Genomic DNA, 25,358 nt, shown 5'->3' with positions numbered 1-25,358 from the left:
TTCAGTTTAGCGCATTTTCCTCCGGCTGTAAAGCCGCTCAGTCCCGGATAAAGACGTACCGTCCGCTGTCCGAGCGCGCGGGGGAGAATTCGTATCCGTCCCAGTCAAAATCCCATACCCCCTCGGGTTCGTTGATGGAGTGCCGCGCGATGAAGCGCACCATCTGCCCGCGGGCCATCTTGGCGGCGGTGGGCAGGCAGCAAAGCCTTCCCCGCTTCACCACCAAAAAGTCGCAGGTGATAAAGTGGTCCCGCGCCCCGAGAAAGGGGGAAACCGCCTTGGAATATTCGGCCGAGGCGAGGTTCAGCACCGGCTCGCCCGGCAAAAACAGGTCGCGGTAAAGCCTGTCCCCCCAGAAGCGGTAGAGGCTCTGCCCGTCCACCTTGATCTTGCATTGCAGCTCGAGGCGGTAGGGGGAGATCCCGTCCAGCGGGCGCAGCAGCCCGTAAAAGGCGCTGACGATCCGCAGGCGCGGCTGTAAAAATTGCAGCTCGCCGGGGGTGAGGCTTTGCGGGTCGATGTTTTGATATTGCAGCCCGTGGTAGCTCATGATCGCCGGGCTGCCCCCGGATTCAAGGTCCAGGCTCTGATAATACCCGAAGGCGCGCAGGGCAATGTCGGGATTTATTTTCATCAGCGACTCGAGCTGCCAGGGGGGATACTCCCGCAGCTGTTCGAGCAGCCGCGCGCTCTGCTGTAAGTAACCGGGGCGGGAGAGGGGGAGCCGAGGGTCCCCGGTGATCCGCATATTTTTGGCGGGGGAAATGATCAGTCGCAATGGAACTGCTCCTTTATCGCTTAGTCGCCGGAAATGCCGTATTTCTTCATCCGCCGCCAGAGGGTGGTGGTGCTGACCCCGAGCTCCCGCGCCACCTTCTGGCGGTTCCCGCGGTGCGTTTTGAGCAGCTCCTTAAGCTCCTGCGCGTCCGGGTCCTGGTAGACGATCACCCGCTCGCCGTCCGGTTCGTGCGCGGCGGGATAGCACTGCTCGAGCTGCTGGGCGATGAACACCTCGTCCACCGTCCTGCGGGGTGCCAGGGCGACCACCCTCTCGCAGAAGCTCTCGAGCTGGGGGAGGTTGCCCTCCCAGGCATAGGCGGCGAGCGCCCGGCGGGCGCCGGCGGTCAGGGAGAGGTAGCGGGACTGCTTTTGCTGTTGGGCTTCGAGGAAGCGCTCCGCCCAGCCCTCGATGTCCTCCCGCCGCCGGCGCAGCGGGAGCAGGGAGAGGGAGAGGACGTTGAGCGCATAGTAGAGGTCCCGGCGAAAGCGCCCCTCCCGCACGGCCGGCCCGAGCGGGAGGCCCGAAGCGGCGATGACCCGTACGCCGGTGGGCAGCGGGCGGGTGTCCCCGCTGCGGATGAGCACCCCGTCGCGCACCAGGCGAAAGAGCTTATATTGGGCGCTCATGTCCAGCGCGTCCACCTCGTCGAGAAAGAGGGTGCCGCCCTTGGCCATATCGGCCAGGCACTTATGCGCCGCCGTATCGCCCTCCCCACCGGCCCCGAAGATTTCCTCGGACATCTCTCCGGCTTGGAGGCTGTCGCAGCGCACTGACACGAACGGCGCCCCCTTTCTCACGCTGTCGTTGTGGATACACTCGGCCAGCAGCTCCTTCTCGGTGCCGAACTCCCCAGTGATCAGTACGGGGGAGTCGCTGCGCGCAAAGAACTTGGCCGTCTTGACCGCTTCCCTGGCGGGCGCGGACAGGGCGACAAGGTTGTCGAAGTGGTACTTCGCCACATGCCCGAGCTTATAGATTTCCCGGCGCATCTGCGCCTCCATCTCGGCCACCCGCTTCCCCTCGTGGAACGAGAGAAAGGCCCCCTGCACGACCGAGTCGATCAGGATGGGGGCGATGTTGGTGATCAGGGCGCTCTTTTGGATGGTGATGAGGGTGGAATAGACCTCGCGGCCGCCGCCCAGCGCCTCGTCGAGCAGGGCGGGGTCCAGCGAGGGGATGAGCGCCGTCACCGGCAGGCCCACCGACTCCTCCTCGCTTTTTCCGGTGAGCTTCTCGACGAAGTGGTTGAGGTGCTGCACCTCGCCCGCGGCGTTGGTCTGGATGATCCCGTTGAAGGAGTAGTCCAGCAGCGCCTTGATCTGCGCGGTGTTGCGTTTTTCGAGGTCGCTCGAATAGGCGACCTTCTCGGCGATCCGGAACGCCTCGGCGATGGATTCCGGCCCGGAGGCGAGAAAGAGGGCGGGAATCCCCGCGCTCTTCGCCCGTTCGCAGACGGCGTCCCCGCCGATGACGACCTGCGCGCCCTCGCGGATCGCCTCGTCGGCGGCCCCCAGCAGCTGGTCGGTCTCCCTGACGAAATAGGGATGGATTTCCACCCCGAAGAGGGAGTCGAACGCGCTCATGTCGCAGAACATATTTTGAAAGCCGATCACCGCGATTTTCGGGCAAATGGAGCTGGCCATCTCCTTGGCCCGGCTTACCAGCAGCCCCATCTCCTGCCCGGTCAGGCGGATTTCCACCACCGGCACGTCCACCTTCTGGCGGATGTGCATGGCGTGCAGCCCGCGCGCGATGATGATCTGCGCCCCGCCGGCCACCGCCTCCTGCGCGCGCAGCACGGCGGTGGAAGAGGAGGTGAGCGCATAGCCCACGATGTCCAGGCGGTACCCCGGCGCCAGCCTTTGCGCCTGATCGATCATTTCCTGGCGCGGCGCGAAAAAGACGACCTTAGCCAAACGGTTCATTCCTCCCTCTGCAAAAACGGCCGCCCGGCTTCATGCGGGCAGCCGTCAGTCTGTCGAAAATTTAAAATTAGTCCCGCAGGCGAGCTTTGCCCGCCGGAGGGACTCCGCGAGAGCAAAGCGGCGGTGAGCGGGCCAATCAGGCCTGCGGAGCCGATTTGCGAACGGAAGGGGACCACCGTCTTAAAAGGCGTTAGGGAAACCGGCGAAGCAATGCGATTGACGGTGTCCTTATGCAGCTTTTATCGTACCATACAGGGGCGCTTGGGGTCAAATGTCCAGCCGGGGATGTAAAACTGCATCCCCGCCGCGTCGTCTCGCGCGCCGAGGCCCTGCTCGAGATAGAGCCGGTGCGCTTTTTCAATCTGCGCGCGGTCCGCCTCGACCCCGAGGCCGGGCGTGTTTGGCACCCGGATTTTCCCATCCTCAATTTCGAGCGGCGCCTTGGTCAGCCGCTCGCACCCCTCCTGCCAGATCCAGTGGGTGTCGATGGCGGTGACGGGATCCGGCACCGCCGCCGCGGCTTGGGTGAACATGGCCAGCGAGATGTCGAAGTGGTTGTTCGAGTGGCTGCCCCAGCACAGCCCGAAGTCGCTGCAGAGCTGCCCCACCCGCACGCTGCCCGCCATGGTCCAGAAATGCGGGTCGGCCAGCGGGATGTCCACGCTTTGCGAGAGCAGCGCATGGCGCAGCTGCCGCCAGTCGGTGGCGACCATGTTGGTGGCCACCGGCAGGCCGGTCGCCTGCCGGAACTCCGCGAGGATTTCCCGGCTCGAAAAGCCGCCCTCGGCCCCGCAGGGGTCCTCGCAGTAGGAGAGGATGCCCTGCTTGCCTTGGCAGAGTTCGATGGCCTCGCATAAGCTCCAGGCACCGTTGGGGTCGAGGGTGATCCGCGCCGAGGGAAAGCTCTCCTTGAGCGCCAAGATGGCCTTCATTTCCTCCCGGCTCTCCATCACACCGCCCTTGAGCTTGAAATGCCGAAAGCCGTACCGCTCTTTGGCGGCCCCGGCCAGGGCGACGACGGCCTCGGGCGTCATCGCTTCTCGGCGGCGCAGGCCGTACCAGCCGTCCCCCGCCTCCCCGGGCAGGTAATCGAGGTTCGTGCGCGCGCCCTCGCCGATATAAAAGAGGTAGCCCAGCACCTCGACCTCGTCGCGCTGCCGCCCGTCCCCCAGCAGGGAGGAGACCGGCACCTCCAAATGTTTCCCAAGCAGGTCGAGCAGGGCGCTCTCCACCGCCGTGAGCGCATGCACCCCGGTGCGCAGATCGAAGGTCTGACTGCCCCGCACGTCCTCCCCGCCGCTTTGGGCCAGGAGCCGTCCGACCTTTAACAGGGTGTCCTTGTACCGGCCGATCTCACTGCCGAGGACCGCCGCGCGCACCCCTTCGAGCGCCGCCGTAATCTTGGGCCCGCCCGGTACCTCGCCAAGGCCAATGTTACCGCTGGAATCGGTGAGCAGGACGACGTTGCGGGTGAAATAGGGCCCGTGCGCCCCCGAAAGGTTTAAGAGCATGCTGTCGTGCCCTGCGACCGGGAAGACCTCCATCAGCTCTATCTTCGGCGTCATGAGGCAAGCCCCCCTTCGCGGCAGAGGCCCATCTCGCAGAGGATCGCGCGCAGCCGCTCGCGCTGGGAGGGCGGGAGCGGGGCGATCGGCTCGAGGCAGTTGCCCACCTCGAACCCCTGTAAAGAGAGCCCCTCCTTGATGACCTCGGGGAAGGTGCCCATCTCGCAGGCGATCCGCAGCGGGGCCAGGCGGAACTGGGCCTCCAGGCTCCCGCGCAGGTCCCCGGCGACGAACTTGTCGTAGATGTCGGCGGCGAGGCGCGGGGCGACGTTCGCGCAGCTGGCGATCGCCCCGGCGGCCCCATAGCAGAGCCCCGCGTGGATCAGGGTGTCCCGCCCGAGCAGGACGCTGAAGTTTTTGCACCCCCGGGTTAATCTCAGGTATTCCTCGGTGTTGGTGAAGTCGCCGGTGCTGTCCTTGATCCCGACGATGTTGTCGATCTCGGCCAGCCGTGCGGCAGTGGCCGGCTCGATGGTCACGTTGGTCTTGGGGCGGTTGTTGTAAAGGATGATGGGCAGGGAAGTGCTCTCGGCGACGGTGCGGTAGAACCCGTAGAGCTCCTCCTGCGTCTGGCTGATGAACATCGGGGTCAGCACCGAGACGGCGTCCGCCCCCGCCTGCTCGGCGAGATGGATCAGCCGGATGGTGCCCCTGGTGGTGATGTGGCTGGTCCCGGCGTAGACCGGGACCCGACCGGCGGTCTGGGAGACCACGGTCTCGATCACCCGCCGGTATTCCTCGTCGCTGACCGCGTAGAATTCCCCCGTCGTGCCCATCGGGAACAGCCCGTGCACCCCCTGGCCGATCAGATGGTCGGTCAGGGCGCGCAGGACCGGCTCGTTGACCCGGCCGCCGCCATCGAAGGGGGTGATGATCGGGGGAATGATCCCCCGGGGTGAAAAGTCCATGTCCGCTCCTCCCAACCTAGTCCCGGCCGATCGCGGTGCCGGTCAGCTTCTGATAGTACCGGGCCATCGCGCTGTGGTCCTCCTGGCCGCAGCCGTCGGCATGCAGGTTCTGTAAAATTTCCATGACCGAGGCGGTCATGGGCAGGGGAGCCCCCACGCTGTGCGCGGTGTCGATGGCATTTTGCAAATCCTTGATGTGCAGGTCGATCTTGAAGCCGGGCTTAAAGTTGCCGCTTATCATCATCGGCGCCTTGGCGTCCATCACGGTGCTGCCGGCCAGCCCCCCGCGGATGGCCTCGAAGACGAGCTGGGGATCCACCCCGGCCTTTTTGGCGAGCATCAGCGCCTCGGACACCGCCGCGATGTTCAGCGCGACCACCACCTGGTTGGCGAGCTTGGTGGTGTTCCCGGCCCCGACCTCGCCGCAGCGTACCACGCTGGCGCCCATCGTCTCGAGCAGGGGCTTGTAGGTGTCGAAGACCTCCTGGTCCCCCCCCACCATGAAGGAGAGGGTCCCGTCGATCGCCTTGGGCTCGCCGCCGCTGACCGGCGCGTCGAGCATCTTGACGCCGCGCTCGGCGAGCGCGGCGGCGATCTCCTGCGAGGCGATGGGGTTAATGCTGCTCATGTCGATGAGCACGGTCCCTGCGCGCACGGTCTCGATCACCCCGCCCTCGCCGAGCACCGCCGCCTTGACGTGCGGGCTGTTGGGCAGCATGGTCAAGATCACGTCGCACGTTTCGCCGATCTCGCGGGGGCTTTTCGCCCCCTTGGCCCCGGCGGCGACGATCTCCTCGACGGCCGCGGCGTTCAGGTCGTAAACGGTCAGGTCGTACCCCGCCTTCAGCATGTTCTTGGCCATGGGCTTGCCCATGATCCCCAGTCCGATCAGTCCTATTTTCATAGCGAATCCTCCTTAAAATTACGGTTTCAGATTCGGGGAAGGGTAGCTCGCGTCCCCCGCTTATCCATATTATAAGGAGAAAACGCCCGCCATTGCTATTGACAAAAGGAACGAAGTTGCATTCCCTTTTGCAACATCCTGCATGACAGTGCAAAAAATGAAAAATAATCGTTCATTTTTCTTTCAAATTCTTGCAGATCAGTAAACTGGCAGAAGGAGGGCGGAAGGCCCTGGAAGCGTATGCCTGATCATGTTGTAAGGTTTTGAAATGATATTTGAAAGTATTTGTTTCAAAATTTGAACGCTTCACCATTCTATTAAAAGTCCGGGCGCAAGTTCATGTTTTTTGTCAATTGTTTTTCAGCGCGGCCAGTCACTATAATGAAGGCAAGCTCGTATTGCGCACGGCCGGGGACCGGCCAAAAAATTTGAAAATAGCACCGCTATTTTTGCAAGAGGAGGAAGTACCTATGGCCCAGCCTGCAACCAAGGCAAAACAAAAGCGCAAGTTTGCGCTGCCGAATACCTTCGTTTTGATTTTCGGCTTCATCGTGCTTGCGGCGATCCTGACTTACGTCCTGCCCGCGGGCAGCTACCAGCCCGACCCGAACAATCCCGACCTGATCGACCCGAACTCCTTCACCTTCGTGGAGAGCTCGCCGGTCAGCCTGATGGATTTCGCGGGCTCGATCTACGGGGGGCTGGCGCGCGCCTCGTCCACCGCGTTTCTGATCCTGCTCGCCGGCGGCTTCGTGCAGGTCATCACCGACACCGGCACCTTCGACGCGGCCATCTTCGCCATCCTGCGCCGCAGCAAGGGCAAGGAGCTGATCGCCCCGGTGCTCTTCTTCATCCTGCTCTTCGTGCTGGGCGCGCTGCAGGTCATCGACAACGAGGTGGTCGTCTTCATCCCGCTGGTGATGATGCTCTGTAAACGCCTCAAGCTGGACGCGATCTGCGTTTTGATGCTCACCCTCGTGGCCAACATGGCGGGCTTCTCGCCGACCCCGGTGGGGTACTGGAGCGTCGGTATTTTCCAGATCATCGCCGGGCTGCCCATCTTCTCGGGCTTCACCCTGCGCTTCGTGGTCTGCATGCTCATCGGGATCGTGACCCTCGTCTTCATGGTGCGGTATATGCGCAAGATCCGGCGCGACCCCGCGGCCTCGGTCACCGGGATCCTCAAGGAGGACGTGGCGATAGACGGCGTGCCCGAGGAGAAGGAATTCACCCTGCGCCACGGGATCATCCTGGTGGGCTTCCTGGTGCCGTTCGGCTTCTACGTCTGGGCGGTCAACGCCTTCGACTGGGGGGTGGCTGAGCTGTCGGGGATCCTGTTCCTGCAGGCGATCTTCGCCGGACTCATCAGCCGCATGTCCCCCAACGAGATGGCCCAGTCCTTCACCCGGGGGGCCGAGGCCGTGGTCATCCCGACCATGATGGTCGGCTTCGCCAGCGCCATCTCGGTGGTGCTCGCCAAGGGGAACATCATCCATACCATCGTCTACTACCTGACCAAGCCTCTTATGGGGGTGCACGGCACCGTGTCCGCGGTCGGGATGTTCATCTTCAACTTCTTCTTTAACGCCCTCGCCCCCGCCTCCACCAGCCAGGGCTACGTCGTCATGCCGATCATGGCCCCGATGGGCGACGTGCTCGGCCTGACCCGCCAGACGGTCTGCTGGGCGGTCCAGCTCGGCGACGGCCTGTCCAACATCATCATCCCGACCGGCGGCACCACCATGGCCTGTATCGCAATGTCCGGCGTGCCCTACGGCAAGTGGGTCAAGTTCATTATCCCGCTGGTGGGAATCTGGGTGCTGATCGGAGCGGCTTCGCTGGTCTTCGCAGTGCTGACCGGCTGGGCATGATCGCGCACCTTTGGAAAGGAGGGGCTCTTTATGGAGCAAGACAGGGTATACGTAAGCCCCAGGCCGCTGCCGGGACCTCCCGGGCCGGCAGACGACATCTGGTTCGGCGGGACCATCTATACAATTGATCAGGAAAACCGCACGGCCGGAGCGCTGGCCGTCAAGGGCGGGCGGATCGCCGCGGTGGGCGGCGAGGAGGAGGTCTTTGCCCTGCGGGGCGAGGGCACCCGGCTGCACGACCTTTGCGGGCACACGGTCCTGCCCGGCATGATCGACACCCATACCCACGCCCCGGGCGTGCTGGAAAAGAAGATGTTTACCATCTTTATGGGGGACGCTGAAACGAAGGAGGAGGCCGTCGCGGCCGCCCGGGACTTCATTGAGGCCCACCCCGGGATGGACCGGTATTTCGGCTTCGGCTATTCCAATAAGATCGCCGGGGACTGGCGGGGTCCGAAAAAGGAGTGGCTCGACGAGGTCTGTAAGGATAAGCCCATCGTCATCCAGGCGATGGAGGGGCACAGCTGGTGGGTCAATTCCAAGGGCTTCTCCCTGTTCGGGGTGGAGAGGGACACCGTCCCCGCGTCCGGGGTGATCCACCATGATGAAGACGGGGAGCTCTGGGGAACGATCTGTGACATCCAGGGGGTGGAGATCCCACGCCCGCGTTTCAGCGAAGAACAGGACATGGTCGCGCTGCGCGCCTATCAGGAGCAGATGCACCGCTTCGGCTACACCGGGATGATGTCGATGTCCGGGCAGATCACCCCGAACCCGGTCGCGGCCATGCATGAGCTCGACGGGCGCGGGGAGCTCAAGATGCGGGTGAGCGCCTCGCTGACGGTCTACCCCGAGCGGGAGATCGGGGAGCAGCTCGATTACATCGCGAGAAAGCGGGAGGAGTACCGCTCCGAGCGGCTCGATCTGCGGGTGGCCAAGTTCTTTGGCGACGGCACCACCGGCGGCGGGACCGCCTACCTCTCCGAGCCCTACAGCAATGCGGCGCCCGGCGAAGAGGCGCAGTGCGGCTACTTTTTGTGGGAGCGCGAAAAGCTCGCCGCCGCCTTTCTCGGCGCGCTGCGCCGGGGGCTGCAAATCCATATCCACTCGATCGGGGACGAGAGCACCAGCGTGGCGCTCGACTGCATCGGGCAGGCGCAGCGTGAGGCGGGCGAGGGCGACTGGCGCACCGGGGTCGCGCACCTCGACGTGACAAAGCCCCGGGACATCCCCCGGCTGGCCGCGCTTCATTGCACCGCCGCGGTGCAGACCTTCTGGCATTTCAAGGAGCCGGGGGTCTGGGAGGAGGAGCTGCTGCCCATGCTCGGGCCCGAGCGGGCAGAGCGGGTCTACCCCCTGCGCAGCTTATTCGAGGCCGGGATCGTCGTGACCAACTCCTCCGACGAGCCCTCGACCGTGGACCCGAACCCCTTCCAGGCGATCGAGGCCGGGGTGACCCGCAACCTCTATTCGCCCGAAAAATACGGGGTGGAGCCGATCACCGACGCCGATGACCCCAAATGGCTGCTGGGGCCGGATGAGCGGGTCTCGGTGCTCGAGATGGTGCGCTCCTACACCATCAACGCGGCCTACGCGATGTTTAAAGAAGATATGCTCGGCAGCCTGGAGGTCGGAAAGTACGCCGATTTTCTGGAGCTCAGTCAGGACATCTTCCACTGCGACCCGTTGATGATCGAGCGCACCAGGGTGCTGCGCACCGTCTTCGACGGCGAGATCGTTTACGAATCCAAGTGACGCGGGAGGCGGACAAATGGAGAGAGGAACCCCCATCATCACCGGTATGCAGGTCATCCCGGTGGCGGGCTATGACAGCATGCTGCTGACCCTGAGCGGCGCCCACGCGCCCTTTTTCACCCGCAACATCGTTTTGCTCACCGACTCCTCGGGCAACACCGGCCTCGGGGAGGTGCACGGCGGGGACGCGATCACTGCGGCGCTCGAAGGGAGCCGGGAGCTGGTCGTGGGGCGCGCGGTCGGGGAGTATAAGGAGATTCTGCGCGACCTTGGCCGCCTGCACGAAGGGGGCGACGGCGAGGGGCTGCAGGGGCTGGACCTTAAAAAGCTGCAGTTCGTCGTCCACGCCGAAACGGCGGTGGAGAGCGCCCTGCTCGACCTGCTGGGAAAGTTTATGGGCCTGCCGGTCAGCGCCCTGCTGGGCGGGGGACGGCAGCGGGAGAAAATACAGACCCTCGGCTACCTCTTCTACGTGGCGGATAAGGGCCGCACGCCGCTGCCCTATCTGGACGAGCGCGGCAGCAATGAGCGCTGGTTTCGCCAGCGCTGCAGCAAAGCGCTCGAGCCGGAAGAAATCCTGGAGCAGGCGCATGCCGCCAAGGAGCGCTACGGCTTTGAATGCTTGAAGCTCAAGGGCGGGGTGCAAGACGGCGAGCGGGAGATGGAGACCGTGCGCCTGCTCAAAAGGGAATTCCCAGCCGCACGGATCAACATCGACCCGAACGGGGCCTGGAGCCTGCGGCGGGCAGTCGAACTCTGCCGCGGGATGCGGGGGATCCTCTCCTACTGCGAGGACCCCTGCTCGGGCGAGCAGGGCTTTTCCGGGCGGGAGATCATGGCCGAATTCAAGCGGCAGACCGGACTGCCGGTGGCCACCAACATGATCGCCACCGACTGGCGGCAGCTGCGGCACAGCGTCCTCTCCCACAGCGTGGACATTGTGCTGGCCGACCCGCATTTCTGGACGATGGAGGGGTCGGTGCGCGCCGGCCAGGTGCTCCGGGATTTCGGATTACAATGGGGCAGCCACTCGAACAACCACTTCGACATTTCGCTGGCCATCTTCGCCCAGACGGCGGCGGCCGTCCCCGGCGAAATCACCGCGATGGACACCCACTGGATCTGGCAGGACGGGCAGTACCTGACCAGGGAGCCGATGGAGATTAAAAACGGGTATATCGAACTCCCGGACCGTCCGGGGCTCGGGGTAGAGGCCGACATGGACCGGATTCTGGCGGCCCATGCGCTTTACTGTAAGCTCGGGCGGCACGACCGCGACGATGCGGCGGCAATGCAGTATCTGATCCCGGGCTGGACCTTCGACCCCAAGCGGCCCTGCCTGATCCGCTGAAAAAAGTAAAGAGCCTCGCGCCCGGCCAAAAATTTTTTGGCCGGGCGTTTTTTTTCGTCTTTTTCAGACGGAAATATAAATAATTTTCCATATAATTATGGACAAACTGTGACGGCATAAATTGAATTTACAAAATAAAATAAATTCAGTATAATAGATGGCATGCTGGTGCGGGGGAGGGCATATAATGAAAATACAAAGATAAAGTATTTCGTACAAATTTAACAGTATTTTGTAAATAGAAATAGTTGATTCGCACAAAAAGCGGCGTTGCTTTTGGAATCTTTGCCACTAGCAATTCCAGAAAACCGATGATATGATGAAAGCGAAAAATACAAAATTTCGTATATTGAGCTTTCAAGCGGATGTCACAGGGAGGAAGTTCAGTGGAGAAAGGAAAACTCATTCAAAAGGTGGGGATCATCACCCAGAAGGTTGCCGCCGAGCTCATCGCGCTCGATGAAGGGGACCGCGTGCCCACGGTGGTCGAGCTCTCCGAGCGCTACGGCGTCTCGCGGGGTACGGTTCAGACCGCCTTTTCCCTGCTGCGCGAGGAGGGGGCGATCACGCTCCAGCCCAGGGGGCATATGGGGACCTTTCTCACCTTTTTGGACCGGATCAAGCTGATCGAGTTCGCCGGGGTCCAGACCCTGGTGGGGGTCATGCCGCTGCCCTATTCCAAGAAGTACGAGGGGCTGGCGACCGGGATTTATGAAACATTGCAAAACAGCGGGCTCAGTGCCGTTCTCGCCTTCATGCACGGCTCCGACCACCGCCTGGAGGGCCTGGCGGAAAGAAGGTACGACTTTGCCGTCATGTCGCAGCTGACCGCGCAATATTATATCGACCGGGGCGAGCCGGTGAGGATCGTGGAAAACTTCGGCCACTACAGTTATGTCGGCAGGCATGTGCTGCTGGTGCGGGAGGACTACGACAAGACCGGGATCCACCGGGTGGGGGTAGACAACACCTCGGTGGACCAGAAAACCCTGACCCGCGCCTACTTTGGCGGCAGCGACGTGGAATACGTGCCGCTGATCTACAACCAGATCATCCATTACCTCAATACGCTCAAGATCGACGCGGCGGTCTGGAATCTGGACGACATCGACCTGGTGGGCAACCATCTGAAATACAAGCTGCTGGATGACCGGATGTTCAGCGTGGTGGACACCGAGGCGGTGGTCATCTGCCGCAGGGACAACGAGCTGGTCTACCATCTTTTGCGGCGGCTGCTCGAGCGGGAGAGCGTATTGCGCTATCAAAAAGAGGTGCTCGAGGGGAAGATCACCCCGCACTATTAAAAGGAGGAACTGTTTTGGATATCATGGAGCGGATCGACATCATGAAGGAGTGCGGTCTTTCCAGCGAACAGGAGCACAAGGACCTGTGCGCGGTGGTGCGGCTCTTCAAAGATGAATTCGGGATCGCCCTCACCGAAGAAAACGCCGGGGTGATGATCACCCATATCGGCGCCGCGCTGCGGCGGGTGCGCACCGGCGAGGCGGTCGAGCCGCTCGACCCCGAGGTGTACGCCCAGGCGGCCGAGGAACCGGAGTATGAGCGCGCGCAAAAGATCGTTGCCCGGCTGCTCGAGACCCTGACGGCGGCGCTTCCCGAGGAGGAGCGGCAGTTCTTCCTCGTACATGTTGTACAGGTGCTCAGCCAGCTTGAAAGTTAAACGGGACGCAGGGAATTACCATCTGATAAAGGAGGAATCCATATGAAAATCGCGATCGGCGGGATGAAGAAAAACGAGATGGAAGCCGCGATCAAGAAAGCGTCGGACGGGAAGATCGAGACGGTGATCACCACCGACATCGGCGCGGTCCCCATGCTCAAGAAGGGCGAGGTGGATTACTACATAGGCGGCTGTGAGAGCGGGGGAGGCGCGGCGATTTCGATCCTCATCGGAATGATCGGCTACTCCAAATGCTGCACGGTGGCCAAAAACGGCCATGTGGCGAAAAAAGAAGAGGTGGAAAAGTTCATCAGCGATGGCAAAATCGCTTTTGGCCTGGCAGTGGATTCGATTGATGGGACCATCCCCGTCCTGGTGGAAGCGCTGCTGGAACATCAGAAATAACAGAAACTTTGGGAGGGTTAGGCAATGACAGTTGAATTTTCGGCACTGAATCTCATCGTCGTCACGCTGCTGTGCGCGGCAACCGCCCTGATGGCACATCTGGGCGTCGCGGTATTCCATGACGGAATCCGTCCGGTACTGCCGGAGTTTATCGAGGGGCGCATGAAGCGTCCGGAGATGGCTTCGGTCGCCTTCGGCCTGAGCGTCGGCTTTATCGCGTCGGTCGGTATCGCCCACACCGTGGCCACCGGCATACTCAACCCCTGGCTGCTCTTCTTGACCACCGACGTGCTGGGGATCATCGCCAACCGCAAGTGGCTCGCGGCGCTGCTCGGCGGCGCGTGGGGGGCGCTGACCGTCTCCGCGCTGGGGCTGATCAACACCGCGCTCACCTCGCTGCCGGTTGACTTCATCGGCGCAATGGGCGCCCTGAGCGACCCGGTGGTTTCCGGCTTCGCGCTCTTCCCGCTGGTCGCCATCTTCATGCAGTTCGGCGCCAAGAAGGGTGTCACCGCCACCGCGATCACCTTTATCGTGCGTATCCTGATCGTGCGCTTCACCACCATCTACGTCGAGTCCATCCAGATCTTCGTCGGCGTGCTGCTGCTCATCATCTTCGCCATCGCGAAGGACACCCAGAGCAAGCTCCCGAAGAATGAGGAGGAGGACAACGTCTTTACCGAGCGTATCGCGCGTATCCGCAAGAACGTCGTGTTCCTGATGATCGGCGGCGCCTTTATCGCGGTTGCCTGTAACATCGGCGTCTTCGCGGGCAGCGAGGTCTCGATCTATACCCTGGCCGAGGCCTACAAGACCGGCAACAACGCGCTGGTCAGCCAGGCGGCCCTGGCCGAGTTCATGCGCGGCCTCGGGTTCATCCCGCTGATCGCCACCACCGCCATCACCACCGGCGTTTACGGCGTGGCCGGCCTCACCTTCGTCTACCCGATCGGCTACCTCATGCCCAACCCGATCTTCGCGGCCATCGGCGGCGCTCTGATGATCCTCGTCGAGGTCATGCTGCTCGGCCTGATCGGCAAGTTCTTAGGGAAGTTCCCGTCCATCCGCGAGGCTTCGGACAGCATCCGCTCCTCGATGACCACCGTGATGGAGTTCGCCCTGCTCATCGGCGCGATCAACGCCGTCGTCAAGATGGGCGGCTACACCGGCTTCTTCATCGGCGCGATGATCTACTTCATCAACGAGATGACCGGCAGACGGATCATGAAGATGGCCATCGGCCCGGTCGCCGCCATTGCAACGGGTATCATTCTCAACATTCTGTGCGTGCTGGGGCTCTTCGTCCCAATCGCCTAGTATAAACGCTTCGCGTAAGGAGTATCGGTTTTCCATGATTCATACCGTAACCGGAGATATCAAGAAAGAGCAGCTCGGGGTCACCATGGCGCATGAGCATTTCGCGGTCGATCTGCGCGTGGTGCGCCACGACGACTACTCGGTGCTCGAGGACATGGGGCAGGTGGAGAGGGAGCTTTTAAAGGCCCGCGCGCTCGGCTGCCGCAGCGCCGTCGAGGTCACCACCAACGACATGGGCCGGGATGTGCTGGCTCTGCGCCGCCTCTCGGAAAAAACCGGCGTGCAGATCGTCTGCTCCACCGGCTTCTACCTCAAGGAGTACCACAGCGAGTGGGTAAAGACCGCCCCGGCACAGGAGCTTTGCGCCCTCTTTCTGCGCGAGGTCAAAGAGGGGATCGGGGAGACCGGCATTCGCGCCGGGCTGATCGCCGAGGTGGCCACCTCGGAGGAGAAAATCTATCCCTCTGAGGAAAAGGTCCTCGTGGCAGCCGGGATGGCCTCGGCCGAATGCGGCTGCGCGGTGAGCACCCATTGCCAGATGGGCAGGCTCGGTCACGAGCAGATCGAGCTGTTCCTCTCGCAAGGGATGCAGACGGATAAGATCATCCTCGGTCACACCGACCTCAGCCACGACGCCGGCTATCAAAAGAGCCTGCTTGAGCGCGGGGTAAACCTCGCCATCGACACGGTGGGCAAGGGCGCCTACCTCAGCGACGAGGCGCGCGCCGACGACCTGCTAAAGCTGCTCGAAGCGGGGTATGAGGACCATCTGCTGCTCAGCGAGGACGTCTCGCGGCGCTCCTACCTCATCGAGGAGGGCGGCCTCGGCTACACCGCGGTGCTGGGCTACTTCCTGCCCATGCTGCGTGAGCGCGGGGTGGACGAGAGGACGCTCGACAAATTACTGTGCAAAAATCCCGCCAGGATTTTGGATATCCGGCAGGGAGAGTGACGAATCGGGCGCCGGGCGGTTCCTTTCGGGAGCGCTTGGCGCCCCTTCACGAAGCCCGCGCTCATGCGGGAGGATTGGGGGATCATTCCAGATGAAGACTTACCCGCTGCACTCCGTCAGTCTCGAGGAGGCCAAACAGCTCCAGTTCCGGGTCGTGGACGCCGTCACCCGCCACTTCGACGGGCGGGCGGTCCTTTCCCTCGGCGATCTCGGCGTGTCGGAGGGGCTCAACCGCCCCGTCGCCACCCACAAGGCCGAACAGGTCATCGCAGAGGTGTTCGGAGCCGAGGATGCAACCCTGGTGCGCGGGGCCGGGACCGGGGCCATCCGTTGGGGGCTGACGAGCTTTATGCATAACGGCGGAAAGCTGCTGGTGCACAAGGCGCCCATCTATCCCACCACCAAGGTCACCATCGAGACGATGAACCTGCGGCCGGTGGAGGCGGACTATAACACCCCCGGCGAGATCGCGCGGGTGCTGCGCGGGAACCCGGATATTGGGGGGGCGCTCGTGCAGGTCACCCGCCAGAAGCCGGACGACCGGTACGACCTCGGGGCGGTGATCGGGGAGATCCACGCCGCATGTCCCGCGCTGCCGGTGCTCACCGACGACAACTACGCCGTCATGAAGATCCCGCAGATCGGGGTGCAGTGCGGGGCGAGCCTGTCGAGCTTTTCGAGCTTCAAGCTCCTCGGCCCCGAGGGGGTCGGGGTGCTGGCCGGCTCGCATGAGCTCATCGAGCGGGTGCGCGCCTGGAATTATTCGGGCGGCAGCCAGGTGCAGGGGCACGAGGCCATGGCGGTGCTGCGCGGACTGATCTACGCCCCGGTCGCGCTGGCGGTCGAGAGCGACGTGGCCGACGAGCTGGTGCGCCGCCTGTGTGCCGGCGAGGTGGCGGGCGTGAAGGAGGCCTTTTTGGCCAACGCCCAGAGCAAGGTGCTCCTGGTCGAGTTCGACGAGGAGATCGCCCCGCAGGTGCTGAAGGCCGCCGTCGGCTGCGGCGGGGCGCCACACCCGGTGGGCTCGGAGTCAAAATACGAGTTCGTGCCGATGTTCTACCGCCTCTCGGGCACCTTCCGCCAGCAGGACCCCGCGCTCGAGCGGCGGATGATCCGGATCAATCCCATGCGGGGCGGGGCGGATACTGTGATCCGCATCCTTTCTCAGGCAATCAAAGAAGCGAAAGAGGGTTGAAGCGGCGTGTTTTTAACACAAACCATCCGGCGCAATCCCGGCCTTGTTGAGGCGGCAATCCGCCTGCACGGGGAGGGGCTGCTGCCCGACACCTATCTCATCGACATGGATGCGCTGCTCGAGAACGCCAGAAAGATCAAGCAGTGCGCGGACGCCTGCGACGTCAAGCTCTATTATATGCTCAAGCAGCTCGGGCGCAATCCCGAGATCGCCCGCCGCCTGGCGGCGCTGGGCTACGAAGGGGCGGTGACGGTGGACTTCGAGGAGGCGCAAAGCTTTATCAGGGCGGGAATCCACATCGGGCATGTGGGGCACCTGGTCCAGGTACCGAAGAGCGCGCTCGAAGAAATCCTCGCCGCCCGCCCGGACTACATGACCGTCTACTCCATCGAGAAGGCCAGGGAGGCCGACGCGGCCTGCGGGCGGCTGGGGCTGCGGCAAAGGCTGCTGCTGCGGGTGCTCGACCCCGAGGATACTCTCTATTCCGGGCAGTACGGCGGGTTCTATCTGAAAGATTTGCCCGAGGCGCTGGAGGCGCTGCGCCAGCTCCAGCACGTCACAGTGGCGGGGCTGACCACCTTCCCCTGCTTCCTCTACGATGAGGAGCTGCGAAAGATCGCCCCGACCCACAACCTGCAGACCATCCACGCGGCCAAGGGGATGCTCGAGCGCGCGGGCTTTACCGTCGAGCAGATGAACATGCCCAGCGCCACCTGCTGCCAGAGCCTGCCCTCCATCGCCGCGGCCGGGGGGACCCACGGCGAGCCGGGGCACGGCCTGAGTGGTACCACCCCGCTGCATGCGGCGGCGGACCAGGAGGAAATCCCGGCCATCGTATATCTCAGCGAGGTTTCGCACAATCTTGACGGGAAGGCTTACTGCTACGGCGGCGGGCATTACCGGCGCTCGCATGTGTCCCAGGCGCTCATCGGGGGACTGCAGAGCGGCAGGATCGTCGGGGTGATCCCTCCGACCGACGAGAGCATAGACTACCACTTCGGACTGAGTGGGGAGTGCCCGGTGTCCGAAAGCGTGGTCATGGCTTTCCGCACCCAGATTTTCGTTACCCGCAGCCGGGTGGCGCTGGTGGAGGGGATTTCACGGGGGGAACCGGCGATCAGCGGAATATACACCGCGCAGGGCCAGCCCATCGGGGGCTGACCGATAGGAAAGGGGCCAGAATTTGGGCAAATTTATTATCATCGTGCTGGACGGGTTCGGCGTCGGCCAGATGGACGACGTGCCGCAGGTGCGCCCGGCCGACACCGGCGCCAATACCTGCATGCATATCCTGGAACGTAAGCCAAAGCTCCATCTGCCCACCCTCGAGCAGTTGGGGCTGATGAACACCGCGGGCGGGGAGACGCCGGCGATGAAGCCGGTCGAGGGGGCCACCTGGGGCAAGGCGAAGCTGACCCACTACGGGGCGGACACCTTCTTCGGCCACCAGGAGATCATGGGCACCCGCCCGAAGAAGCCCTTCGGCGAGCCGATCAAAGAAAAGATCGACGTGATCGAACGCACCCTCAAGGAGGCGGGCTACCGCGTCGAGGTCTACCGGGGCAGCGGGGAGCGGCGGCTGCTCATCGTGGAAGAAGCCCTCACCGTGGCGGACAACATCGAGTGCGACCCCGGGCAGGCCTTCAACGTCACCGCCGCGCTCGACGTGCTGGACTTCGACGAGGTTTTAAAAATCGGAAAGCTGGTGCGCGCGGTCTCGGTGGTGCCGCGGGTGATCACCTTCGGCGGGCGGGGGGTGACGATAGACAATATCCTCGCCGCCATCGAGGAGAAGGAGGACGGCTACATCGGGGTAAACGCCCCCCGCTCGGGGGTGTACGACAACGACTACCACTGTATCCACCTCGGCTACGGGGTGGACCCCGAGGTGCAGGTGCCCACCATACTGGGCCGGGAGGGGATACCGGTCAAGCTGCTGGGCAAGGCGGCGGACGTGATCCAGAACCCCTTTGGGGAGAGCATCTCAATCGTGGAGACCGCCCGGGTGCTGGGCAGGACCATCGAGATCGCGAAGGGGCTTCGGCACGGCTTCATCTGCTGCAACGTGCAGGAGACCGACCTGAGCGGACACCAGGAAAATGTGGAGAAGTACGCGCGCATCCTCACCATTGCAGACTCCCTGCTCCCGCGGCTGATGGAGGCCATGGGGGAGGACGACATCCTGGTGGTGATGGCCGACCACGGGAACGACCCGACCATCGGGCACCCGCACCACACCCGCGAGTGCGTGCCGCTGATGATCTGGGGGCCGCGCGTGCGCGCGGGGAATATCGGCACGCGCGGCACCCTCTCGGACGTGGGGGCGACGGCGGCGGACTATTTCGGCGTTTCGGCGCCGGAAAACGGGATCAGTTTTCTGCGGGAGATTACTGGCTAAAAGGCGTGGGACACTTAAGTGTCCCACGCCTTTTCAGGATATCATCAGCTGTGCGCAGCAGAGCAGAATCAAAAGAAACACGAGGTTTACTCCCGTAAAGACCAGCAGGTATTTCCCCGGGCGGGCGCCCGGCGTTTTGCAGTAGAATTTGAAGGAGATCAAACTCGCAAGGGAGGCGATCAGCGTGCCCAGCCCGCCGATGTTGGTGCCGGCGAGAAGGGCACGGGCGTCGCCGGTAAAGGAGGAGAGCATGACCGCCGCCGGGACGTTGCTGATCACCTGGCTGATCAGCGCGCTGGCGGGGAGCTCTCGTCCCTGCAGCAGGGACGAGACGAGCGCGCGCACCGCCCCGAGCTGCCCGAGGTTTCCCACGAAGATAAAGAAGCAGACGAAGGTGCAAAGCAATCCATAGTCCACCGCCCGAAAGCGCGGGCGGTCCCACAGGAGCATGCACCCCAGGACGGCCGCCAGCGCTGCCTGGTAGGGCAGCAGACGAAAGACGCCCAGCAGACAGACGAGCGCCAGCACGCCATAGAGGAGCGCCCGCCTGCGGTCTGTCACGTTCGCTTTGGCGGCAAAGGAGATTGTTAAATGCCGCTCTTTTCCCAGCAGACAGCAGGGGACCAGCAGCAGGAGGCTCAGCCCGGTCAGCGGAAGGGTCAGCGAAAAGAAATCCCCAGGCGCCATCTCATAAAAGGAGTAGAGATAGAGGTTTTGCGGGTTGCCCACCGGAGTGAGCATGCTGCCGAGATTGGCCGCCACCGTCTGCAGCACCACCACCGGGATGAGCAGCTCCTGCTGCCCCGTCAGCCCGAGCACCCCGATGGCGAAGGGCACGAAGGTGATCAGCGCCACGTCGTTTGTAATCAGCATGGAGGAGAAAAAGCAGAGCAGCACCAAAATGAGGCTCAGCGCCCGCACGCCGTTTGCGCGCAGGCAGAGCCGCTGGGAGAGCACTTCAAATACCCCGGCCGACTGCAGTCCCGCCACCACCGCCATCAGGCAGAAGAGCAGGGAGAGCACCCGAAAGTCGAGATAGCCCCAATAGGCGGGGGAGGGCGGCACAAGCAGCATGGAAAGCAAAGCCGCCGCGGCCGAAACGCAGAGCACCGGCTCGGTTTTCAGAAAACGGACGATCCTATTCATAGAGGAAGCGCACCGCGTTGTCAAACCACTGGGAGACGGTGTGCCCATGGGGGGAGAAGGGCTCGTCGGCGCTCAGATAGTTCCCCAGCGACAGCCCATGCCCGCCGCGGGGGTAGAGATGCAGCTCGCAGGCGACCCCATGCCGAAGCAGCGCCTGCGCGAAGAGAAGGGAGCCCATTGGCGGGACGCACTCGTCCTCGGCGGTGTGCCAGAGGAAGGTTTCGGGCGTCCGTTCATCGACCTGCTCGTAGAGGTCCATCTGCCGCGGCAGCGCCTGGGATGGGCTTTCCCCCAGCAGGTTTTCCATCGAGGCGCGGTGAGTATACCGCGTCCCGCCCAGCACCGGGTAGCATAAAATCAGCCGGTCCGGACGCAGGGAGGGCCCCGTCCGGCCGAGGATCTCCTTGACAAAATCCCGGTCCCAGAAGACCCCGGCGCTCGCGGCGAGATGGCCGCCCGCCGAGAAGCCGCAGACCGCGACCCGCTCAGGATCGATGTTCCAGAGCACGGCGTTTTGGCGGATCAGCCGCAGGGCCGTCAGCACCTCGCACAGCGCCTGGGGAAAGCGGGCGGGCGCCACCGAATACCACAGCAAAAAGGCGCAGGCCCCGGCAGCCGCGAATTTGAGGGCCACCGGCTCCCCCTCGGTTTCACTGGTCATGGCGTAGGCCCCGCCGGGCAGCACCAGCACCGCCGGGCGCAGGCGGCCGGGGTCGATCTCCTGCGACACGTCGGGGAGATACCCTTCGAGCACCGCCGCCTGTTTTGGGTCCCGGCCGGGGGTATGGGGGATGATTTCCTGTCTGATGTATTCCATGCCGTTCACTCCTTGCCGCGGCCTTCCAGCTTGTCCGAAACGCTGAACTGCACGCCGTCTTTAAAGCCCACGCGGTAGATGGACTTCACAATCTCGTCTTCTCCGGCTACCCGCTCGGTGCGCAGGTCCCGCACGCTCTCATCCACTTCGCTGCGGGGGGAGGCGATCAGCCCCCATTCCTGTTGATCCTTTTGTTGCTTGCGCAGGGAGGTGTATACCCCTGCGATGTAGCCCTTGGCATAGCTGTTTGACAAAGCGCTGAGCTCCTGTGCCGAATAGAGGGACTTGTTGCGCCGGGTGGTGTTGGCGATCCAGCCCTTGACGCAGTCCAGCGCGTAGCGAAAGACCCTTTCGCACAGCTCGATGTCGGCGGGAAAGCCGGCGAAGCAGACCTTCCGCGTCTGCATGCCGCTGCGACGCCGGGAGAAGGCGCGGCAGCAGTAATTTTCCGCGATCACTCCGGCCAGCGCCAGGGTCCAGGAATCCCGCCGTTTGCTGAACGTGACGTCGGTTTCCCGGTGGATCACCCGGCTCTGCGGGGTGAGGTCCTCCACCGAAAGCCGGTGCTGGGTCATCAGCTCCTTGGCCTTTTGCAGCGCCAGCTGGGCCTCATGTTCGTTTGGGCTTTCGGAGAGGGCGAGCAGTTTACTGATTTTATCTTTGATATCCATTGCTAAATTCCTTTACGTTGCATAGTCCCAAATCCTATTTATTCTATCACTTTTTGCTTCTTTTTTCCAGTGTACAGTCGATGGAATCAAAAGAAATTATCCTGATAAAAAGAGCCAGCGCTTTTTAAGCACTGGCTCTTTGAAAGGGTTAATTAAATTCAGGCTCCGGTGTAGGGGGTACCCTTCCTCGGCTGCGGCCGGCGCACGTCGAAGGAGGGGTTGAAGGCGTAGAAGTTGTTGCTGTCCAGATTCTCCTGGGCGATACGCAGGAGCTCGCCGAAGCGCTGATAGTGCACGACCTCGCGCTCGCGCAGGAACTTGAGAACATCCCGCACGTCCGGGTCGTCGACCAGGCGCAGGAGATTTTCATAGGTGGTCCGGGCCTTCTGCTCGGCAGCCAGGTCCTCGTTGAGGTCGGTGACCGTGTCGCCGGTCGACTGAAGGGTCGAAGCGCTGAAGGGGACGCCATTGGCGTCCACCGGATAAAGCCCGGTGGTATGGTCGGTGTAATAGGCAGCAAAGCTGCTGTTTTTGATCTGTTCGGGGGTGAGGTTGCGGGTGAGCTGATGGATGATCGCGCAGATCATTTCAGCGTGGCCCATCTCCTCGGTACCAATATCGGTCAGGGTACCCTTGACCTGCGCCCAGGGGGCGGAGTAGCGCTGGCTGAGATAGCGTGTCGCGGCGCCCATTTCACCATCGGGGCCGCCGAGCTGGCTGATAATCAGCTTCGCCATGTTGGGGTTGGCAGTTTTGATCTTTACCGGATACTCCAGTTTCTTTTCATAAGTCCACATACGTCACGCCTCCCAGTTGTTTTCCCAGGGCCACGGATCTTTGATCCATTCCCAGGAGTCGCCCTTGTTGTTCTCCGCCATCAGCGGGCCGTACTTGGCCTCGAATTCATCCTTGGCGGCCTTGGCCATCTCGAGATGCTTGTTATAATAATCCAGGGCCTCCTTGCAGGTGGGGTGGGTATCCAGGAAGAGCCGCGCCTCATACAGGGCGAAATCGTACACCTGTACGCGCTTGAGCATTGCGTCGCGATTATCCACGGGGCACCGCCTCCTCTCCTAAAAAGGGCTTGTCGAGCTGTCTGAAGATGGTTCCGCGGTCAAGCCCGACCTCGTTTTCGTAAAGCATGCCCCAGGTCTGCATGGGGACATAGGCCATCGCCAGCGGCACTTCGCCGTGGAAGATGTTATCCATTTTGCTTTCGTTCAAATTGATTTCTCCTTTCGCGGATTTTGTCAGCGCCTGGCCCGGGCTGCGGCTGGATCTCACGCCCGGACGGGAAGCGCATGGACCACCGCCGTACCGTGAAGGCGCGGCGGCGCTATGTTTGTCATTGCAGCGCGCCTGCTACTAGTAGTCTATGACTCCGCCGCGGGGCGGGTTCTCTTGGCGCGTGCCTGTCCGGATGGAAAGAATTTTGAAAATGGAAAGAAAGCGCGCGCTTCGTACGCTTTGAGCCTGCTCTTTGTCCGGCGCGTGGCGCAGAAAGTTTTTCCCGCCGCAGGGGAGGGCTCAAGATTTTGCAAATTTGTAAACATTTCGCTAGGCGCTTGACTTTTTATGGGACAGGCGCTATGATTAATTTAGCACTCTGAATATATGAGTGCTAAATATCATCAATCAAGAGGTGCAGCATATATGGCCGTCAAACAATTCAAGGCGGAGTCCAAACGCCTGCTGGATCTGATGATCCACTCCATCTATACCCATCGTGAAATCTTTCTGCGGGAGCTGATCTCCAACGCGAGCGATGCGATCGACAAGCTGTATTACCAGTCGCTGGGCGAGGGGAACACCGGCCTTAACCGGGACGATTTCAGGATCGATATCAAACTGGACAAGGAGGCCCGCGTTCTGACCCTGTCGGACAACGGCTGCGGCATGAGCCGGGAGGACCTGGAAAAGGACCTGGGCACCATCGCCAAAAGCGGATCGCTCGCCTTTAAAAAGGAGAACGAGCCCAAGGAGGAGATCGACATCATCGGCCAGTTCGGCGTGGGGTTCTACTCCGCCTTCATGGTCAGCGAGCTCGTCACGGTGCGCAGCCGGGTCTTCGGCGCCGACGAGGCGTGGGAATGGAAATCGAAGGGAGCCGAGGGGTACACCATCGAGCCCTGCGAGAAGGAAACAAACGGCACCGACATCGTCCTCAAGATCAAGGAGAACACCGACGAGGACAACTACGACGAGTTCCTCGAGCCCTACCGGATCCAGGAGCTGGTGCAGCGCTACAGCGACTATATCCGCTACCCGATCAAAATGGATATGGAGCGCAGCCGCCTCATCGAGAAGCCCGAGGAGGAGACCAAAAAAGAGGATTACAAGCCGGAATACGAGACCTATGTCGAGAACGTCACCCTCAACAGCATGGTCCCGATCTGGAAGAAGAACAAAAACGAGCTCAAGAAGGAGGACTACAACTCCTTTTATAAGGATAAGTTCCACGACTACGAGGACCCGGCGCGGGTGATCCATTCCTCCACCGAGGGCAGCGCCACCTACAACGCTCTGCTCTTCATCCCGTCGCGCGCGCCCTACAACTACTATTCCCGCGACTACGAAAAGGGGCTGCAGCTCTACGCGAGCGGCGTGCTGATCATGGACAAGTGCGCCGACCTGCTGCCCGACTGCTTCAGCTTTGTGCGGGGCCTGGTCGATTCGCAGGATCTGAGCCTCAACATCTCGCGCGAGATGCTCCAGCATGACCGGCAGCTCAAGATCATTGCTTCGAGATTGGAAAAGAAGATCAAGTCCGAGCTGCTGTCCATGCTCCAAAACGAGCGGGAGGAATACGAGAAGTTCTGGAAGAACTTCGGTCTTCAGATCAAATACGGGGTCTACGGCGACTACGGCGCGCACAAGGAGCTGCTGCAGGACCTCTTGATGTTCTATTCCTCCGCCGAAGGGAAGCTCTCCACCATCCCCGAGTACATCGGCCGGATGAAGGAGGAGCAGAAGTACATCTACTACGCCTGCGGCGAGACCGTCGAGCGGATCGCCGCCCTGCCGCAGATCGAGCTGCTCAAGGAAAAGGGCTACGAGATCCTCTATTTGACCGACGACGTGGACGAGTTCGCGCTCACCATGCTGCACGAGTATGACGGCAAGGAGTTTAAGTCCGCCTCCTCGGGCGATCTGGACCTGCAAAGCGAGGAGGAGAAGGAGCAGGCGAAGGAGCAGAGCGAGGAAAACAAGGACCTGCTCACTGCCGTCAAGGAGGCGCTGGGCGGCAAGGTCAGCGAGGTGCGCCTGTCCTCCCGGCTCAAAACCCATCCGGTCTGCCTGAGCAGCGAGGGGATGCTCTCGCTGGAGATGGAAAAGGTGCTGAGCTCGATGCCGGGCGGCGGCGAGGGGATGAAGGCCCAGCGGGTGCTGGAGCTCAACCCCTCCCACCCGGTGTTTGCGGCCCTCAAGGAGCTGTATGCCGCCGATCGGGAGAAGCTGGGCAGCTACGCGAGGCTGCTCTACGGCCAGGCGCTGCTCATCGAGGGGCTGTCCCTCGAGGACCCGGTCGCCTTCTCTAACGAAATCTGCAAGCTGATGGAAAAATAGCGGTAAATATAACGGGGGGCCCGGCAGCTGATACTGCCGGGCCCCCTTGTTGTTTTATCTTCGGCACCCGCCGGTGCCGGGGTTTTGCTTCTCCTTGCCGCCGTCCCCGGCGGCCTCCTTGGCATCGCCGCCGTACCGCTCCTGCAGGC

General features: G+C 62.4%; 23 protein-coding genes. 12 read left to right on the top strand and 11 right to left on the bottom strand.

Annotated features, from left to right (window positions below):
- Positions 1-37: 37 nt before the first annotated feature.
- The 5 genes from yaaA to garR form a co-directional block, all read right to left on the bottom strand.
- Complete coding sequence (gene yaaA / locus EDD78_RS06740; RefSeq protein ID WP_132084414.1) at positions 38-778, bottom strand: peroxide stress protein YaaA; 741 nt, start codon at positions 776-778, stop codon at positions 38-40.
- A 20-nt stretch (positions 779-798) separates the two neighbouring features.
- Positions 799-2,697, bottom strand: a complete 1,899-nt coding sequence (locus EDD78_RS06735) for a sigma 54-interacting transcriptional regulator (protein ID WP_165873134.1) — start codon at positions 2,695-2,697, stop codon at positions 799-801.
- A gap of 248 nt (positions 2,698-2,945) precedes the next feature.
- Entirely contained in the window at positions 2,946-4,271 is a 1,326-nt protein-coding gene (locus EDD78_RS06730) for an enolase C-terminal domain-like protein (protein WP_132084412.1), read from the bottom strand.
- Positions 4,268-5,179, bottom strand: a complete 912-nt coding sequence (locus EDD78_RS06725) for a dihydrodipicolinate synthase family protein (RefSeq protein ID WP_132084411.1) — start codon at positions 5,177-5,179, stop codon at positions 4,268-4,270. Before EDD78_RS06725 ends, EDD78_RS06730 begins: the two co-directional genes overlap by 4 nt.
- A 16-nt stretch (positions 5,180-5,195) precedes the next feature.
- Complete coding sequence (gene garR, locus EDD78_RS06720; RefSeq protein ID WP_132084410.1) at positions 5,196-6,083, bottom strand: 2-hydroxy-3-oxopropionate reductase; 888 nt, start codon at positions 6,081-6,083, stop codon at positions 5,196-5,198.
- Between the two features lie 470 nt (positions 6,084-6,553).
- Here garR and EDD78_RS06715 point away from each other — a divergent pair, with 470 nt between their 5' ends.
- From EDD78_RS06715 to EDD78_RS06665, 11 genes are all read left to right on the top strand, one after another.
- Positions 6,554-7,954: a YfcC family protein gene (locus EDD78_RS06715; protein ID WP_132084409.1), complete on the top strand. Its 1,401-nt coding sequence runs from the start codon at positions 6,554-6,556 to the stop codon at positions 7,952-7,954.
- Between the two features lie 30 nt (positions 7,955-7,984).
- Entirely contained in the window at positions 7,985-9,709 is a 1,725-nt protein-coding gene (locus tag EDD78_RS06710; RefSeq protein WP_132084408.1) for an amidohydrolase, read from the top strand.
- Positions 9,710-9,725: 16 nt separating this feature from the next.
- The gene (locus EDD78_RS06705) at positions 9,726-11,060 is read left to right on the top strand and encodes an enolase C-terminal domain-like protein (RefSeq protein ID WP_132084407.1); all 1,335 of its coding nucleotides are present in this window, start codon (positions 9,726-9,728) and stop codon (positions 11,058-11,060) included.
- 386 nt (positions 11,061-11,446) lie between these two features.
- Entirely contained in the window at positions 11,447-12,364 is a 918-nt protein-coding gene (gene yhfZ / locus EDD78_RS06700) for a GntR family transcriptional regulator YhfZ (protein ID WP_165873133.1), read from the top strand.
- Between the two features lie 23 nt (positions 12,365-12,387).
- Entirely contained in the window at positions 12,388-12,741 is a 354-nt protein-coding gene (locus EDD78_RS06695; protein ID WP_242942223.1) for a PRD domain-containing protein, read from the top strand.
- A gap of 42 nt (positions 12,742-12,783) precedes the next feature.
- A complete protein-coding gene (locus EDD78_RS06690; RefSeq protein ID WP_079699597.1) occupies positions 12,784-13,146 on the top strand; it encodes a DUF2620 family protein in 363 nt (120 codons plus the stop codon).
- Positions 13,147-13,170: 24 nt separating this feature from the next.
- Entirely contained in the window at positions 13,171-14,463 is a 1,293-nt protein-coding gene (locus EDD78_RS06685) for a YhfT family protein (protein ID WP_132084405.1), read from the top strand.
- Positions 14,464-14,497: 34 nt separating this feature from the next.
- Positions 14,498-15,415, top strand: a complete 918-nt coding sequence (locus EDD78_RS06680; protein WP_132084404.1) for a phosphotriesterase family protein — start codon at positions 14,498-14,500, stop codon at positions 15,413-15,415.
- A gap of 91 nt (positions 15,416-15,506) precedes the next feature.
- A complete protein-coding gene (locus EDD78_RS06675; protein ID WP_132084403.1) occupies positions 15,507-16,610 on the top strand; it encodes an aminotransferase class V-fold PLP-dependent enzyme in 1,104 nt (367 codons plus the stop codon).
- A gap of 6 nt (positions 16,611-16,616) precedes the next feature.
- Positions 16,617-17,771 (top strand): alanine racemase, encoded by a 1,155-nt coding sequence (locus EDD78_RS06670; RefSeq protein WP_132084402.1) that lies wholly within the window; start codon positions 16,617-16,619, stop codon positions 17,769-17,771.
- 22 nt (positions 17,772-17,793) lie between these two features.
- A complete protein-coding gene (locus tag EDD78_RS06665) occupies positions 17,794-19,008 on the top strand; it encodes a phosphopentomutase (RefSeq protein ID WP_132084401.1) in 1,215 nt (404 codons plus the stop codon).
- Between the two features lie 33 nt (positions 19,009-19,041).
- Here EDD78_RS06665 and EDD78_RS06660 read toward each other — a convergent pair whose 3' ends face one another.
- The 6 genes from EDD78_RS06660 to EDD78_RS06635 all read right to left on the bottom strand — a co-directional run bounded on the left by EDD78_RS06660 (position 19,042) and on the right by EDD78_RS06635 (position 22,866).
- Positions 19,042-20,154: an SLC13 family permease gene (locus EDD78_RS06660; RefSeq protein WP_132084400.1), complete on the bottom strand. Its 1,113-nt coding sequence runs from the start codon at positions 20,152-20,154 to the stop codon at positions 19,042-19,044.
- Positions 20,147-20,971 carry an alpha/beta hydrolase gene (locus tag EDD78_RS06655; protein ID WP_132084399.1) on the bottom strand — a complete coding sequence of 275 codons (825 nt, stop codon included), beginning with the start codon at positions 20,969-20,971 and terminating at the stop codon, positions 20,147-20,149. The genes EDD78_RS06660 and EDD78_RS06655 overlap by 8 nt, the downstream gene beginning before the upstream one ends.
- A gap of 5 nt (positions 20,972-20,976) precedes the next feature.
- A complete protein-coding gene (locus tag EDD78_RS06650) occupies positions 20,977-21,642 on the bottom strand; it encodes a DUF2786 domain-containing protein (protein WP_079699589.1) in 666 nt (221 codons plus the stop codon).
- Between the two features lie 158 nt (positions 21,643-21,800).
- The gene (locus tag EDD78_RS06645) at positions 21,801-22,439 is read right to left on the bottom strand and encodes a manganese catalase family protein (RefSeq protein WP_079699588.1); all 639 of its coding nucleotides are present in this window, start codon (positions 22,437-22,439) and stop codon (positions 21,801-21,803) included.
- 3 nt (positions 22,440-22,442) lie between these two features.
- Complete coding sequence (locus EDD78_RS06640; RefSeq protein WP_132084398.1) at positions 22,443-22,697, bottom strand: spore coat protein CotJB; 255 nt, start codon at positions 22,695-22,697, stop codon at positions 22,443-22,445.
- The gene (locus EDD78_RS06635) at positions 22,690-22,866 is read right to left on the bottom strand and encodes a spore coat associated protein CotJA (protein ID WP_242942183.1); all 177 of its coding nucleotides are present in this window, start codon (positions 22,864-22,866) and stop codon (positions 22,690-22,692) included. The genes EDD78_RS06640 and EDD78_RS06635 overlap by 8 nt, the downstream gene beginning before the upstream one ends.
- Before the next feature lie 429 nt (positions 22,867-23,295).
- Here EDD78_RS06635 and htpG point away from each other — a divergent pair, with 429 nt between their 5' ends.
- Entirely contained in the window at positions 23,296-25,209 is a 1,914-nt protein-coding gene (htpG, locus tag EDD78_RS06630; protein ID WP_079699585.1) for a molecular chaperone HtpG, read from the top strand.
- Positions 25,210-25,358: the final 149 nt, after the last annotated feature.

The sequence above is a fragment of the Harryflintia acetispora genome, assembly GCA_004340125.1.
Taxonomy (GTDB): Bacteria; Bacillota; Clostridia; order Oscillospirales; family Ruminococcaceae; genus Harryflintia; species Harryflintia acetispora.
The sequence above is the reverse complement of the archived record's forward strand: the minus strand, read 5'-3'. Positions and strand labels throughout refer to the sequence as shown.